This window comes from Bradyrhizobium sp. MI1.11 (genome assembly GCF_055811255.1).
The window spans coordinates 82,588-94,794 of record NZ_JBVVPM010000017.1 but is presented as its reverse complement, the minus strand read 5'-3'; the positions used below and the strand labels follow the sequence as shown (position 1 = coordinate 94,794).

13 protein-coding genes are annotated in these 12,207 nt (G+C 64.4%); 6 read left to right on the top strand and 7 right to left on the bottom strand.

Going from position 1 to position 12,207, the window contains the following annotated elements:
• Positions 1-138: 138 nt before the first annotated feature.
• Genes AC0L30_RS18645 through AC0L30_RS18635 form a run of 3 tightly spaced genes read right to left on the bottom strand, consistent with a single transcriptional unit; the run spans position 139 to position 3,359 of the window.
• A complete protein-coding gene (locus tag AC0L30_RS18645) occupies positions 139-1,335 on the bottom strand; it encodes an acyl-CoA dehydrogenase family protein (RefSeq protein WP_219683029.1) in 1,197 nt (398 codons plus the stop codon).
• Positions 1,336-1,350: 15 nt separating this feature from the next.
• Positions 1,351-2,499 (bottom strand): acyl-CoA dehydrogenase family protein, encoded by a 1,149-nt coding sequence (locus AC0L30_RS18640; protein WP_473404930.1) that lies wholly within the window; start codon positions 2,497-2,499, stop codon positions 1,351-1,353.
• Positions 2,500-2,504: 5 nt separating this feature from the next.
• Complete coding sequence (locus tag AC0L30_RS18635; protein ID WP_219683085.1) at positions 2,505-3,359, bottom strand: enoyl-CoA hydratase; 855 nt, start codon at positions 3,357-3,359, stop codon at positions 2,505-2,507.
• Positions 3,360-3,542: 183 nt separating this feature from the next.
• Between AC0L30_RS18635 and AC0L30_RS18630 the strand changes: the two genes are divergently transcribed.
• The 3 genes from AC0L30_RS18630 (at position 3,543) to AC0L30_RS18620 (ending at position 5,684) form a co-directional block, all read left to right on the top strand.
• Positions 3,543-4,151: a LemA family protein gene (locus tag AC0L30_RS18630; RefSeq protein WP_007596535.1), complete on the top strand. Its 609-nt coding sequence runs from the start codon at positions 3,543-3,545 to the stop codon at positions 4,149-4,151.
• Between the two features lie 138 nt (positions 4,152-4,289).
• Entirely contained in the window at positions 4,290-5,183 is an 894-nt protein-coding gene (locus tag AC0L30_RS18625) for a TPM domain-containing protein (protein WP_007596534.1), read from the top strand.
• A 3-nt stretch (positions 5,184-5,186) separates the two neighbouring features.
• Positions 5,187-5,684 (top strand): TPM domain-containing protein, encoded by a 498-nt coding sequence (locus tag AC0L30_RS18620; RefSeq protein WP_007596533.1) that lies wholly within the window; start codon positions 5,187-5,189, stop codon positions 5,682-5,684.
• A gap of 212 nt (positions 5,685-5,896) precedes the next feature.
• Here AC0L30_RS18620 and AC0L30_RS18615 read toward each other — a convergent pair whose 3' ends face one another.
• Positions 5,897-6,709: an MBL fold metallo-hydrolase gene (locus AC0L30_RS18615; protein ID WP_007596531.1), complete on the bottom strand. Its 813-nt coding sequence runs from the start codon at positions 6,707-6,709 to the stop codon at positions 5,897-5,899.
• Positions 6,706-7,077: a Crp/Fnr family transcriptional regulator gene (locus AC0L30_RS18610; protein WP_027520234.1), complete on the bottom strand. Its 372-nt coding sequence runs from the start codon at positions 7,075-7,077 to the stop codon at positions 6,706-6,708. Before AC0L30_RS18610 ends, AC0L30_RS18615 begins: the two co-directional genes overlap by 4 nt.
• Positions 7,078-7,365: 288 nt before the next feature.
• Here AC0L30_RS18610 and AC0L30_RS18605 point away from each other — a divergent pair, with 288 nt between their 5' ends.
• From AC0L30_RS18605 to AC0L30_RS18595, 3 genes are all read left to right on the top strand, one after another.
• Positions 7,366-8,346, top strand: a complete 981-nt coding sequence (locus tag AC0L30_RS18605; RefSeq protein WP_473404962.1) for a hypothetical protein — start codon at positions 7,366-7,368, stop codon at positions 8,344-8,346.
• Between the two features lie 95 nt (positions 8,347-8,441).
• A complete protein-coding gene (locus tag AC0L30_RS18600) occupies positions 8,442-9,989 on the top strand; it encodes a hypothetical protein (protein ID WP_473404929.1) in 1,548 nt (515 codons plus the stop codon).
• 25 nt (positions 9,990-10,014) lie between these two features.
• Complete coding sequence (locus AC0L30_RS18595) at positions 10,015-10,179, top strand: hypothetical protein (RefSeq protein ID WP_219683035.1); 165 nt, start codon at positions 10,015-10,017, stop codon at positions 10,177-10,179.
• A 9-nt stretch (positions 10,180-10,188) separates the two neighbouring features.
• Here AC0L30_RS18595 and AC0L30_RS18590 read toward each other — a convergent pair whose 3' ends face one another.
• Both AC0L30_RS18590 and AC0L30_RS18585 read right to left on the bottom strand, forming a co-directional pair.
• The gene (locus AC0L30_RS18590; RefSeq protein WP_354167817.1) at positions 10,189-10,836 is read right to left on the bottom strand and encodes a glutathione S-transferase family protein; all 648 of its coding nucleotides are present in this window, start codon (positions 10,834-10,836) and stop codon (positions 10,189-10,191) included.
• A 151-nt stretch (positions 10,837-10,987) separates the two neighbouring features.
• Positions 10,988-12,193: a CaiB/BaiF CoA transferase family protein gene (locus AC0L30_RS18585; protein ID WP_473367174.1), complete on the bottom strand. Its 1,206-nt coding sequence runs from the start codon at positions 12,191-12,193 to the stop codon at positions 10,988-10,990.
• Positions 12,194-12,207: the final 14 nt, after the last annotated feature.

Here is a 12,207-nt window from a genome sequence, read left to right as displayed (position 1 = left end):
CACTTCGCTCTCGCGTCTCTTCGTCCTTTTCCCCCCCCCCCCCCCCCCGGCGCGGCCGCCCCCCCCCCACCCCCCCCCCCCCCCCCCCCCCCCCCCCCCCCCCCCCCCCCCCCACCGAGGGTGAGGAAAAAGTTCGCGCTAAATCCCCAGCATCATCTTCGCAATAATATCGCGCTGGATCTCCGAGGTGCCGCCGAAGATCGTGTAGGCGCGGCCGTTGAGATATTCCGGTACCACCGTCAGCATCTCCTCCGGCATCGGCGGCTCATGGTTGAGCCTGTAGAGCGGGCGCATCGGCTCGACCGCGAGGGCGTCATGGCCGATCACGTCGGCGCCAAGCCGGGTCACGGCCTGCCGGATCTCGCTGTTGCGCAGCTTCAGGATCGACGACACCGCACCGGGATTCTGTCCGGTCTGCAGCGCCGATAGCACGCGCAGCTCGGTCATCTCCAGCGCGTCGATGTCGACCTCGACCTCGGAGATGCGCGTCGCGATGTCGGGACTGTCGATGGCGCGCCCCGTCAGGTCGGACTCGGCAAGCTCCGCGATCGCCTTCAGCCCCTCGCGCAATTTTGCCGAGGCGATGCCGGAGCCGCGCTCGAACTCGAGCAGATATTTTCCGTAGGTCCAGCCCTTGCCTTCCTCGCCGACGCGGTTCGCCACGGGAACGCGCACGTCGTCGAAGAACACCTGGTTGACCTCGTGGTCGCCGCCGATGGTGAGGATCGGGCGCGTTGTGATGCCCGGTGTCTTCATGTCGATCAGGATGAAGCTGATGCCGTCCTGCTGCCGCGGGCCGTCGCTGGTGCGCACCAGCGCGAACATGCGGTTGGCGTGGTGGGCATGCGTGGTCCAGATCTTGGTGCCGTTGATGATGTAGTCGTCACCGTCGCGCACCGCGCGCGTCTTCAGCGAAGAGAGATCGGAGCCGGAGCCCGGCTCGGAATAGCCCTGGCACCAATAGTCTTCGCCGGAGAGAATGCGCGGCAGGTAGAAGTTCTTCTGCTCCGCCGAGCCGAAACCGATGATGACGGGGCCGACCATCTTCACGCCCATCACGTTGACATTGGGCACCCCGGCCCGCGCACTTTCCGTCTCGAAAATCCAGCGCTGCGCCGGCGTCCAATCCGGCCCGCCATGCTCGATCGGCCAGCCCGGCGCGCCCCAGCCGCGGCTGTGCAGCGTGCGCTGCCAAGCCATGCCGATATCGGGGTCGGAGAACACCGACGGCGTCAGCGCGGTCGCGCGCTTCATCTCCTCGGTGAGATTTTTCGCAATGAAGCCGCGCACCTCGTCCTGGAAGGCGCGCTCCTCGGCATTGAACGACAGGTCCATGATGCGCTCCTTGTGTCAGGCTGGCACGGTGGTGCGGCCAAGCCGAGCGTGGCGGCCGTAATGGTGCGAGCTGCCGCCGAACAGCGTGTCGAAGGCGACCAGCCGCTTGAAATAAGCGCCGACCTCGAGCTCTTCGGTGACGCCCATGCCGCCGTGCAGCTGGATCGACTGCTCGCCGACGAAACGTGCGGATCTGCCGATCTTCGCCTTCGCGCCCGACGCCGCCCGCGCGCGCTCGACCGGATCGGAGTCGACCTTCAGCGCGGCGCGCAACGCCATCGAACGCGCTTCGTCGACCTGCACCGCCATGTCGGCGAGGCGGTGGCGGATCACCTGGTTGGCCGAGAGCGGCCGGCCGAATTGCTTTCGGATTTTTGTGTACTCCAGCGTGGTGTCCAGCAGCACCTGCATGATGCCGACGGCCTCGGCGCCAAGCGCAGCCATGGCGCGGTCAACAGCCCATTCGATGGCCGCCAGTGCGTCATGCCCGTTGCCGAGCAGGGCATCCTCCGGCAGTTGCACGTCCGATAGCTCGATGTTGCAGGCCCGCCCGCCGCCGAGGCGCTCGTAGTCGCTGATGGCGAGGCTCGGCGTCGTCGCCGGCACCAGGAAAAGGCCGATGCGGCCCGACGGTCCCTGATGATCATGGATATGCGCGGAGACGATGATCTCGTCGGCGGCATGACCGTCGAGCACGGCAATCTTGCTGCCGGCAAGGCGCCAGCCTTGCGCCGTCTTGTGGGCGGTGGTTGCAACATTGGCAAGATCGAACCGCGCCGCACGCTCGGAATGCGCGAGCGCGAGCTTCAACGATCCGTCAGCGATCTTCGGCAGGATGGCCTGCTTCTGCGCCGTGCTGCCGCACCGCTCGATCAACGCAGCGCCAAGCACGACCGTTGCGATATACGGCTCCGACACCAGCCCGCGGCCGAAGGCGTCCATCAAAATGCCGATCTCGACCGCGCCGCCGCCGAGCCCGCCAAATTCCTCCGCGATCGGTAATGCCAGCCAGCCGAGTTCGGCGAATTGCGTCCACATCGCCGGGCTGAAGCCGAGCGGGTCGTTCGCCATCTTGCGGCGGTGATCGGCATCGTAGATTTCGGCCACGAAGCGCTCCGCGCTTTCGCGCAGCAGCCGTTGCTCGTCGGTGAGATTGAGATCCATCCTGTCTACTCCGCGGCTGCCGGCGGCTTGCGCACGGAGGGGTGCAGGCCGGATGGATCGACCACCATGCCGAATTCCTGAAGATTATGCGCGTGGCAGAGCTGATGCAGCGCAAAGGCCTGGTCGATCGCGGCCGGCTGGCCCATCACGTCAACCGAGCGGTTCACGGCTTCCTTGGTCAGCTTCAGCGCAAAGGACGGTTTTGACGCGATTTTGCGCGCCAGCGCGAGGACGGCGGATGAAAGCTCTGCGCGCGGCACGACCAGGTTGACCATGCCGAGTTGATGCGCCTCCTGCGCGCTCCAGCTGTCTGCGGTGAACAGGAATTCCTTGGCCTTGCGCGGGCCGAGCTCCCAAGGGTGCACGAACCATTCGACGCCGCAGACACCCATGGTGACCACGGGATCGCAGAACTGCGCATCGTCGCTGGCGACGATGAGATCGCAGGCCCAGGCCAGCATCAGGCCGCCGGCGATGCACTTGCCGTGCACCTCGGCAATGGTCGGCTTGGCGAGGTTGCGCCAGCGCCGCGTGATCTGGAGATAGATCTCCTGCTCGCGCGCGAAGCGGCCATGAGCGTTTGCTTCGGCGAAACCGCCCCAATTCCCGATCGGCGGAAAATCCACGCCGGCTTCATTCTTGCTGCCGGGCCGCAAATCATGGCCCGAGGAGAAGTGCGGACCGTTGCCGGCGAGAATGATCACCTTGACCGAATCGTCCTGCACCGCCTCATCGAAAGCGGCGTTGAGATCGTAGGTCATTTGCAGGTTCTGCGCGTTGCGCGCGTCGGGCCGGTTCATCACGATCCGGGCAATCGCCGGCTCCGGCCTCTCCACGAGGATGGTCTCGAACGAACTCATCGCGTTCCCCTGGCGTTCCCGACCCGGTATTATTGTTCCCTCAAGTTGACTATTACAGCCGGGATTAAGCAAGAGGCTTGCGTACATCGGCTGCATTTCGCGGCCTCGGCCCGGACGCAAGATGTCTGGCATCTCGCGCGCGCAATCTGGTAGCTTGCGCCCGATTCCACCGGGAGAAATTTGATGCGCAAGATCCTGACCGTACTGGCGGCGCTGGCCTCGTTGAGCCTCACCAATTGCGGCTATAACGCGATCCAGAGCGAGGACGAGCAGATCAAGGCCAACTGGTCCGAGGTCGTGAACCAGTATCAGCGCCGCGCCGATCTCGTGCCCAATCTCGTCAACTCGGTGAAGGGCTTTGCGCAGCAGGAGAAGGACGTGCTGCTCGGCGTCACCAATGCCCGCGCCAAGGTCGGCAGCATCCAGGCGACGCCCGAGGTGCTGAACGATCCCGCCGCATTCCAGAAATTCCAGGCCGCCCAGGGCGAGCTCTCCGGCGCGCTGTCGCGGTTGCTCGTGGTCACCGAGAACTACCCGCAGCTCAAATCGGATGCGCTGTTCAAGGATTTGATGTCGCAGCTCGAAGGTACCGAGAACCGCATCACCGTGGCGCGCAACCGCTACATCAAGGCGGTCCAGGACTACAACGTCACCATCCGGTCGTTCCCGAGCAACGTCACCGCGATGATGTTCGGCTACAAGGAGAAGCCGAACTTCACGGTCGGGAACGAGAAGGAAATCTCGACCGCGCCGAAGGTCGATTTCAATCCGGCGCCCGCGCCGTCGAAGTAAGTGCGCACTGTTTTGCGAACGCGCTTCGCCCCACCCACTACTGTCATTCCCCGCCAAAGCGGGGAATCCAGTACGCCGCGGCTTCGCCGTATCCCGCCGGCGTCTCTGGAATACTGGATCGCCCGGTCAAGCCGGGCGATGACAGCCCATGTGTGGCGAGCGATAGTCGCTGTCGCATTCTCATTCTTCCTCACCTTTGCGCTTCCCGCCTCGGCCGATGTCGCCATACCCCAACTCACCGGCCGCGTGGTCGATCAGACCGGCACGCTCTCCAGCGGTGACATCGCCGCGTTGTCGCAAAAGCTGCAGGACTTCGAGACGCGCAAGGGCAGCCAGGTCGCCGTCCTGATCGTGCCGACGACGGATCCGGAGACGATCGAGCAATTCGCGATCCGCGTTGCGGAGGCCTGGAAGATCGGGCGCAAGAAGGTCGATGACGGCGCCATCCTCGTCGTGGCCAAGAACGACCGGCATTTGCGCATCGAGGTCGGTTACGGCCTCGAGGGCGCGCTCACCGACGTCACGTCGCGGCGCATCATCGATGAAGCCATCACGCCGAAATTCAGGAGCGGTGATTTCGCCGGCGGCATCACGGCAGGCGTCGATCGCATGATCCGCGTCATCGACGGCGAGCCGCTGCCGACGCCCTCGCGCAGCGTGAATTTCGGCGATTGGAACGACGTCGAGCCGCTTTTTTACTTCCTGCTGTTCGGCCCGCTGGTGATCGGCGGCATCCTGCGCTCCATATTCGGGCGGCTGTTCGGTTCGGGAATAACGGGAGCGATCGTTGGTGTCCTCGCCTGGTTCGTGATCGGCTCCGCGGTCGTTGGACTGGGCGTCGGTGTGCTCGGCGCTGTCCTGACGTTTATCGCCGATCTGTTTGGGGCGGGATCGGGCACGGGGTCGTCGCGTCGCGGCTCGTGGTCGAGCGGCCCGTCATCCGGCGGCTGGAGCAGCGGGTCGTCGTCGAGTGGCGGCTTCAGTGGCGGTGGCGGCAGTTTTGGCGGCGGCGGCGCCTCGGGGAGCTGGTAGGTCATGAGCATCAAGCGCATCACCCGGCATCTGCTCCAGCATCATTGGCGTGCCAAGCAGGTGTTTCCTAAGGGCGTGCTCGACCGCATCGAGCAGGCGATCAAGCGCGGCGAAGCCAGCCATTCCGGTCAGGTCCGGTTCGTGGTCGAAGGCGCGCTCGACGGCGGTCCGCTGTTTCGCAACCAGCCGGCGCGCGAGCGCGCGCTCGACGTGTTCTCGCAACTGCGCATCTGGGACACCGCGCACAACAACGGCGTCCTGATCTATCTCCTGCTCGCCGACCGCGATGTCGAGATCATCGCCGACCGCGGTATCGATGCGAAGGTTGGCGCCGAGGGCTGGGAGAGCATCTGCCGCGCGATGGAGGCGGAGTTCAGATTAGGGCAATTCGAACGCGGCGTGATCGACGGCATCGAGGCGGTGTCCCGCGAGCTGGCAAGGCATTTCCCGCCGCAGGGCCCGCATGCGAACGAGCTGCCGGATGCGCCGGTGGTGATGTAGTCGCTACAAGCAGGCGGTGATGGAGCCCCGCTGTCGTCCTGGCGAAAGCCAGGACCCATTACCCCAGGGAGAAGTTTGGCGAAGATTCATCGTTCGGTACGTCTGCTGCGTACGGCCGATGGACCTCGCGGTATGGGTCCTGGCTTTCGCCAGGACGACGTTGTGGGGACATCGGTGCTTCGCCTCGCGGGCACACGCAGCCGCACGCCCACCTAATCGTCCAGCTTGTTCAGATCCCGCACCGACTGCATGATCGGCTCGAAGTTCGAGCGCGCATCCAGCGCTTCGAACAATTGTGCGGTGTCCTCCAGCAAGCCGTGCGACCGCGCAATGGCGATACGCACGTCTTCCTGTGGCGCGTCCGATAGCCGGCCGTGGCCTGAAAGCAGGATCCTCGCGTTCAATCCCTTCAGCCGCTCCAGCGACTCGATGTAGTCGGCGATGCTGCCGGAGCCGAACACGCCGCCCATCACGCCGCCGGGCATGAGCGTATCGGCGGCGAACAACAGCCCCTTGTCCTGATCGAACAGCGTGATGCAGGCCGAGGTGTGGCCGGGCGTGTGCATCACGTTGAGACGGAAATTGCCGAGGTCAATCAGATTGCCTTCCTCGAGCCAGATGTCGATATTAACAGGCACGTTCGGCTCGTTGAACATCTTTCGTAGCATCGAGAAGTCGTCGCGCAGCATGATCTTGTTGGCGGCGAGGCGATGGGCGGCGACGAAGGTGCGGCGCTCGTTGAAGTGCCAGGCTGCGCCGATGTGGTCGAGATGCTCGTGGCTGAGCACCACCATGTCGATCTTCTCCGGCGGGCAGCCGACGAAGTTCAGGCATTCGACCATCGCCGCATAGTTCGAGGATAGCCCGGTATCGATCAGGATGGTTCGCGCCGAGCCGCGCACGAGATAGACGTTGGCGGCGCGATTGGAGAAACGGATCTGGTAGACGTCGTCCGCCGCCTGGATCAGCGAGCAGGTGTCGTTCTTCATCAGGACCGGAAAGGCTGTCGGCTTGCCGTCGCTCATGATTGGGCCGCCCGATAGCTGACCGCGTTGGCCGCGCGCAGGCGCTTCGACAGCGCATCCATCACCATCAACGCAAACGCCGGCTGCTGGCTGACGAGATAGACGAAGCGGGCGTGGTTGACCCTCATCACCTTGGTGTTCGGCGCCGCCGCGATCGCGGTCGCCGAACGTGCGGAGCCGTCGATCACGGCCATCTCGCCGAAGAATTCGCCCTTGCCGAGTTTGATGATGCTGGTCTTGCTGGCGCCGCTGAATTTGGCGATCTCGACCTCCCCGTCGAGGACAACGTACAGCTCGCGGCCGGTCGAGCCCTCCTCGAAGATGATGTCATCGACGCCAAACTCGTTGATGCACTTCTCGATCGTCATGACACCCCCCAAGGGCCTTCTGCAGCCGTTCTGGCTGACAGGCAGTCATGTTAGCGGGGTAACAGGGGCGGGCAACAGCCTGTTCGGCGAGAGCGTGGCCTGCCGCAGGGCAGCATCGGCTGACAATTTGTTGCACAACGCCACATCGGTTCCACTTTCCCGGCCCAATTCGGCCCCGGATGAATTCCTAAAATTTTGGTAAGCGGGTCCGCAGGTAAGGAATTCGCAAGCAATGAAAGTTACCAAAAGGTCAACCGAGACTGGAGTATTTGAGCCGTGAGCGAACCAATGCCCGAGCAGGCCGCCCAGGATACTGGCGTCGTCGAAGCCGCAGCGACCGTGCCGCAGGCCATCGAGGCTGCTGCCGGCATCGAGGCCCCCTCGATTGCCCCCGACCACGAGACGCCGCCCAAACCCGACCTGGCCAAGGTCGAGCCCCCAAAAATCGAGGCATCGAGGATCGAGACGCCGAAGTTCGAAGCCAAAGCCGAGACCAAGCCTGAAACCAAGTCCGAGCCAAAGCCCGGCAAGCTCATCGTCATGGCACCCGCGGAGCGGTCCTGGGACCGCGAGGAGTTCGCGCCGCATGTGAAAGCAGACGAGCCGCGCGAGACCGCCGGCAAGCGCCGCCTGTCGGCGATGGCCGCGGTGGCGGCGATTGCGGCCAGTGTCGGCGCCATCAGCGGCGCGCTCGCGACCGCAGGGATGATGCACTTCGCAAGCCCCGCGCCGGCACAGGTTGCCGACACCAGCGCGCTGGAATCCTCGGTCGCCCGGATCGATGCCGATGTCGTCGCGCTCAAGGCCAACGTCGAGCACACGTCCAAGATCGGCCTCGGCCAGTTCAACCGCACCAACGACCGCCTCGACAAGCTCGAGAAGGCGCAGGCCGAGCCGATGGCCAAAATCGCGAAGCTGTCCGAGACCGTCGACAAGCTCCGCGCCACCCCGCCCGCGGCGCCCGCCCAGGCCGCAGCCGCCGTGCCGGCCCGTGAGACCACCGGCTCGATCGCACCGGCGCAGGTTGCGACCGCGGCAGCTGCGCCAGTTCCCGCCGCACCCAAGACCGAAATCGGCCGGCTGCCGACGGTCGAAGGCTGGGTGCTGCGCGACGTCTCCAACGGCGGCGCACTGGTCGAGGGTCGCAATGGCCTCTACGAGGTCTATGCCGGCGACCCCATCCCCGGCGTTGGCCGTGTCGATGCGATCCGCCGTCAGGACGGCCGCTGGGTGGTCGTCACCAGCAAAGGGCTGATCGTCGCGCGCTGAGCGGCTCATCATCCGACTTTCGAAGAGGCGCTTCACCACGATGTGAAGCGCCTTTTTTGCTTGAATAGCCGTCCCTGCGCGGTGTTACCTGAGGCATGAGCCGCGCCTTGCGAATTCTCGTTGCCGCCGCCGTATTTTTCGGCGGCGTCGTGTCGTTGTTGGCCGCGGAGAACGCGCAGCTGGCGCGCGGCACGGCGATCACCGACCCCGATCTCCTGCGCGAGCTCGACCAGCACGATGCACTCACGATCTCGCGCCTGTTGTGGCCGGAGCGGAACGCGAACTTTCCGCTGACGACCGATCTGATGTTTTCGTGGTTGTCGCAGCTCAAGGAGATTCCTCCCGCGATCGAAGCGGAGATCGACCGCTACGTCGCGCGGCAGAAGGCGGCATATCCGACCGAGACCATCGGCGTCGGCGAGGGCTTTGACGTGCAATTGTTCGATCGGTCCAATCTGAAATCCCGCGACACCCGTTTCGTGCTGGCCGGCATCGTCAACCGCATGGACCGGGCCTATGTCTCGGAGGACTCCTGCGGCGAGATCAGGCTGATCTATCGTCTCGCGCGTTTCGAGACAAAACCGGATGGCGGCAGGACAGCCACGCGGCTGCCGATGACGCTCAATCTGGTGATGAAGGCGCGCGACGCGCGCCAGATGGACGGGAACGGCAAGCCGATCACCTGCGCCGAGGTCGCGCGACGCTGGCTCGGCAATGGCGACTGGCAGGGGCTGATCGGCGGCGACTTCTTCCCTTACGATGCGATGCTCGATCGCATCGAGACCAATGTTCAGATCTCGGTTGCGGCGAAATCGGCGCTGCACGATTTCCGCTCCGACTATCTGCTCAAGGTGTTCAAGTACGACGCCGTCTCGAAGATGTTCGAGGAATCGACGCTGGAGAACCAGATCGACCGTGACCGCATCCTCACGGACGACGCGCTCCGGCGCGACTTCAGGGATTGGCTGCTCGCGCCCGATCATCTTCGCGATTTCGATCGCGGCACGGTGCTGATCCCGGAGAAATTCCTGGCCAAGGCTGCAATCGTGCCGACGCCAGCCGGCCTCGATGCTTCTCCGTTGCAGCCGGAGTTCGGGATGATGCAGGGGGAGGGCAACGGAGAGGGGCAAGGCGAGCCGGTCTTCTCCGACAACGACGTGGTCGGTGCGTTGAAGCAAGCGGCCGCGCGCGGCGACATGCAGAACGTCCGCTCGGTCGCGGGCTTCCAGCGCCGCCTCAACGACGTCACCTGTGCCGGCTGCCACCAGACCCGCGGCATCGGCGGCTTTCACTTCCCGGGCGTCGATTGGCTTGCGGACAAGCCCTCCAATGCCACCATCGTGCCGGCCTCGCCGCATTTTCTTGGCGACCAGATCCGCCGCCGCGACATCCTGACCGCGATGGCCGCGGGCAAACGTCCTGATTTCTCACGCGGATTTGCCAGCCGGCCGCAGACCCGCGGCAGCACTGAGCTGGCGGGGACCGAATATCAGGACGGCTGGGGCGCGCATTGTTCCCTGGAAAATGCAGGATCGGGATCGGCCGACAAGAGTTTTACGTCATGGAGCTGTGCTAAAGGGCTGACCTGTCAGGCTGCCGCGGCCTCGCGCCGCATCGGCATGTGCTTCATCAAGACGCGTTAAGCCCACAAGCGATTTGGATGAACCCATGACGAATACGAGCGAAGCCAACAAGGAGCGCAATCGCGAGATCGCGCAGAATGAAGAGGCCAAGCAGGTTACCGGCAGCATCCGCGTCAGCACCTGGGCGGTCGCGGTCGTCGTCATCATCGGCGGAATCCTGTTCACGCTCGGCTGGCTCGCGCTGAAGTAGTCGGCGCCCTCACTTCGCGTAGTTCGTCATGCGCTTGCCGGGCAGCAGCTCGTAGGCCGGCTTCCACCCGGGCAGTGCGGCCATGCGGCCAAGCCAGGCCTGGATGGCGGGATAGCTTTCCGCGAAATCGAAGCCGTGCTCGTCGCTCGGATAGTGCAGATAGGCCATCATCGAGATATCGGCGACGGTCGGCCTGATGCCGATCGCAAATTGATTGTGCTGCAGATGGCCGTCGAGAATGCCGAGAAAATCCTCGAGCCGCCGGCGGAAATGTTTCAGCACTTGCGGATCGTTGCTTTGCGTGAAGGCGCGCATGAAGCGGTAGGTCGCCATGTAGCCGGTGAGCTTGTGGTTGTCCCAGAACAGCCAGCGCAGCAGCTCGAACTTTTCCCCCTCGGTCTCGGCACCGAAACGCCCGTACTGCTCGGCAAGCTTGAGCAGGAGAGGCGCGGTCTGCGTCATCTTCACACCGTCGATCTCGAGCACAGGAATTTCGCCCATCTCGTTCACGCTCTTGCGCCATTCCGGCGTGCGCGTGACGCCGCCGCCAAAGTCGGTCCAGACCGGCTCGAACCCCTCGCCGCAAAGCGTCAGCATCAGCGCCAGCTTGTAGCTGTTGCCGGATTCGGGGAAGTAGTGCAGGCGGTAGCTGGGCATGGGACCTCGCGATTGCTTTGCCAATTGTTATACCGCGATCTCCCGACGTCGTCATTGCGAGCGTAGCGAAGCAATCCAGCAATGCATCCGCGGCGGGAATCTGGATTGCTTTGCTGCGCTCGCAATGACGGGGTTATGGCAGCGTATCGCCTTACCCCACCGCCCCCTGCGACCGCAGCCGCTTGATCGCCGCCTCGTCGTATCCCGCGCCACGCAAAATCTCGTCACTGTGCTCGCCGACGCCGGGCGGCTTGCGCGGCTGCACTTTCTTGGCGCCGTCGATCCAGATCGGGCTTGAGATGGTGAGCATGGTGTCGTTCTCGAACGGCACCAGCACCTCGTTGTCGAGCATCTGCTTGTCGTTCGGGATGTCGTCCAAAATGCCGACGATGCCGAACACCAGTCCGTTGCCGTCGAGGATCTTGCGCCATTCGGCGAGATCCCTGGTTGCAAAGGTCTCGTCGAAGATCTTGATCAGCTCGACGGAGCGGGCGTGGCGGTCGGGTTTGGTAGCGAAACGCGGATCGGTGATGAGGTCTTCGCGGCCAAGACACCTGGCCAGCGTCGGAAACTGCTTCTCCTCGCTCAGCAGCGACAGGATCAGCCAGCGGCCGTCCTTGCACTGGTAGTGGTTGGCGACCGCGTTCAACGCGCGTTCGCGCGGCCGCCGCTCGGCAAACTTGGCGCCGCAGAGCTTTGCCTGCGCCAGCACGCTCGCAGCCCACACGCCGTTCGCCATCAAATTGGAGGCGACATGCGAGCCCTTGCCGGTCTTCTCGCGCTGGTACAGCGCGGTGACGATGGCGCCGTAGAATGCCATCGCGCAAGGATGGTCGCCCATGCCGGCGACCGAGCGGGCCGGCGTCGTGTCGGTGTCGGCGCGGACGAGGTCCATCAGGCCGGAGCGCGCCCAATAGGCGTTGCTGTCGAAGCCGGGCTTGTTGGCCTCTTCGCCTTTCTCGCCATAGCCGGTGAAGGAGGCATAGATCAGGCGATCATTGAGATGGGCGAGGTGGTCGTAGGTGATGCCGAGCTTGGTGCGCACCGGCGGCGGCATGTTGGTGATGAAGACGTCGGCCTCTTCGACGAGCTTGTAGAGCACGGCCTGCGCTTCCGGCTTTGCGAGGTCGAGCGCGATGCTCTTCTTGTTGCGGGCCTCCAGCAGCCAGGCGAAATTGTGCTCGCTGGTCGGATAGCCCGGAATGTTGGGCAGGTTGCGGTAGGGATCGCCTGCGCCGGGCGGTTCGATCTTGACCACATCGGCGCCGAAATCCGACAGCACGGTCGCGGCGGCTGGTGCTGCGATGAAGCTCGCGCAATCCAGCACCTTGAGCCCTGCAAAAATGCCATTTTCCATCGCCGCGTTGCTCC

Bases quoted from the DNA above. Each gene is read 5' to 3' on its own strand.
- AC0L30_RS18645 (WP_219683029.1), bottom strand. From the start codon at position 1,335: ATGGACCTGTCGTTCAATGCCGAGGAGCGCGCCTTCCAGGACGAGGTG.
- AC0L30_RS18640 (WP_473404930.1), bottom strand. From the start codon at position 2,499: ATGGATCTCAATCTCACCGACGAGCAACGGCTGCTGCGCGAAAGCGCG.
- AC0L30_RS18635 (WP_219683085.1), bottom strand. From the start codon at position 3,359: ATGAGTTCGTTCGAGACCATCCTCGTGGAGAGGCCGGAGCCGGCGATT.
- AC0L30_RS18630 (WP_007596535.1), top strand. From the start codon at position 3,543: ATGCGCAAGATCCTGACCGTACTGGCGGCGCTGGCCTCGTTGAGCCTC.
- AC0L30_RS18625 (WP_007596534.1), top strand. From the start codon at position 4,290: ATGACAGCCCATGTGTGGCGAGCGATAGTCGCTGTCGCATTCTCATTC.
- AC0L30_RS18620 (WP_007596533.1), top strand. From the start codon at position 5,187: ATGAGCATCAAGCGCATCACCCGGCATCTGCTCCAGCATCATTGGCGT.
- AC0L30_RS18615 (WP_007596531.1), bottom strand. From the start codon at position 6,709: ATGAGCGACGGCAAGCCGACAGCCTTTCCGGTCCTGATGAAGAACGAC.
- AC0L30_RS18610 (WP_027520234.1), bottom strand. From the start codon at position 7,077: ATGACGATCGAGAAGTGCATCAACGAGTTTGGCGTCGATGACATCATC.
- AC0L30_RS18605 (WP_473404962.1), top strand. From the start codon at position 7,366: ATGCCCGAGCAGGCCGCCCAGGATACTGGCGTCGTCGAAGCCGCAGCG.
- AC0L30_RS18600 (WP_473404929.1), top strand. From the start codon at position 8,442: ATGAGCCGCGCCTTGCGAATTCTCGTTGCCGCCGCCGTATTTTTCGGC.
- AC0L30_RS18595 (WP_219683035.1), top strand. From the start codon at position 10,015: ATGACGAATACGAGCGAAGCCAACAAGGAGCGCAATCGCGAGATCGCG.
- AC0L30_RS18590 (WP_354167817.1), bottom strand. From the start codon at position 10,836: ATGCCCAGCTACCGCCTGCACTACTTCCCCGAATCCGGCAACAGCTAC.
- AC0L30_RS18585 (WP_473367174.1), bottom strand. From the start codon at position 12,193: ATGGAAAATGGCATTTTTGCAGGGCTCAAGGTGCTGGATTGCGCGAGC.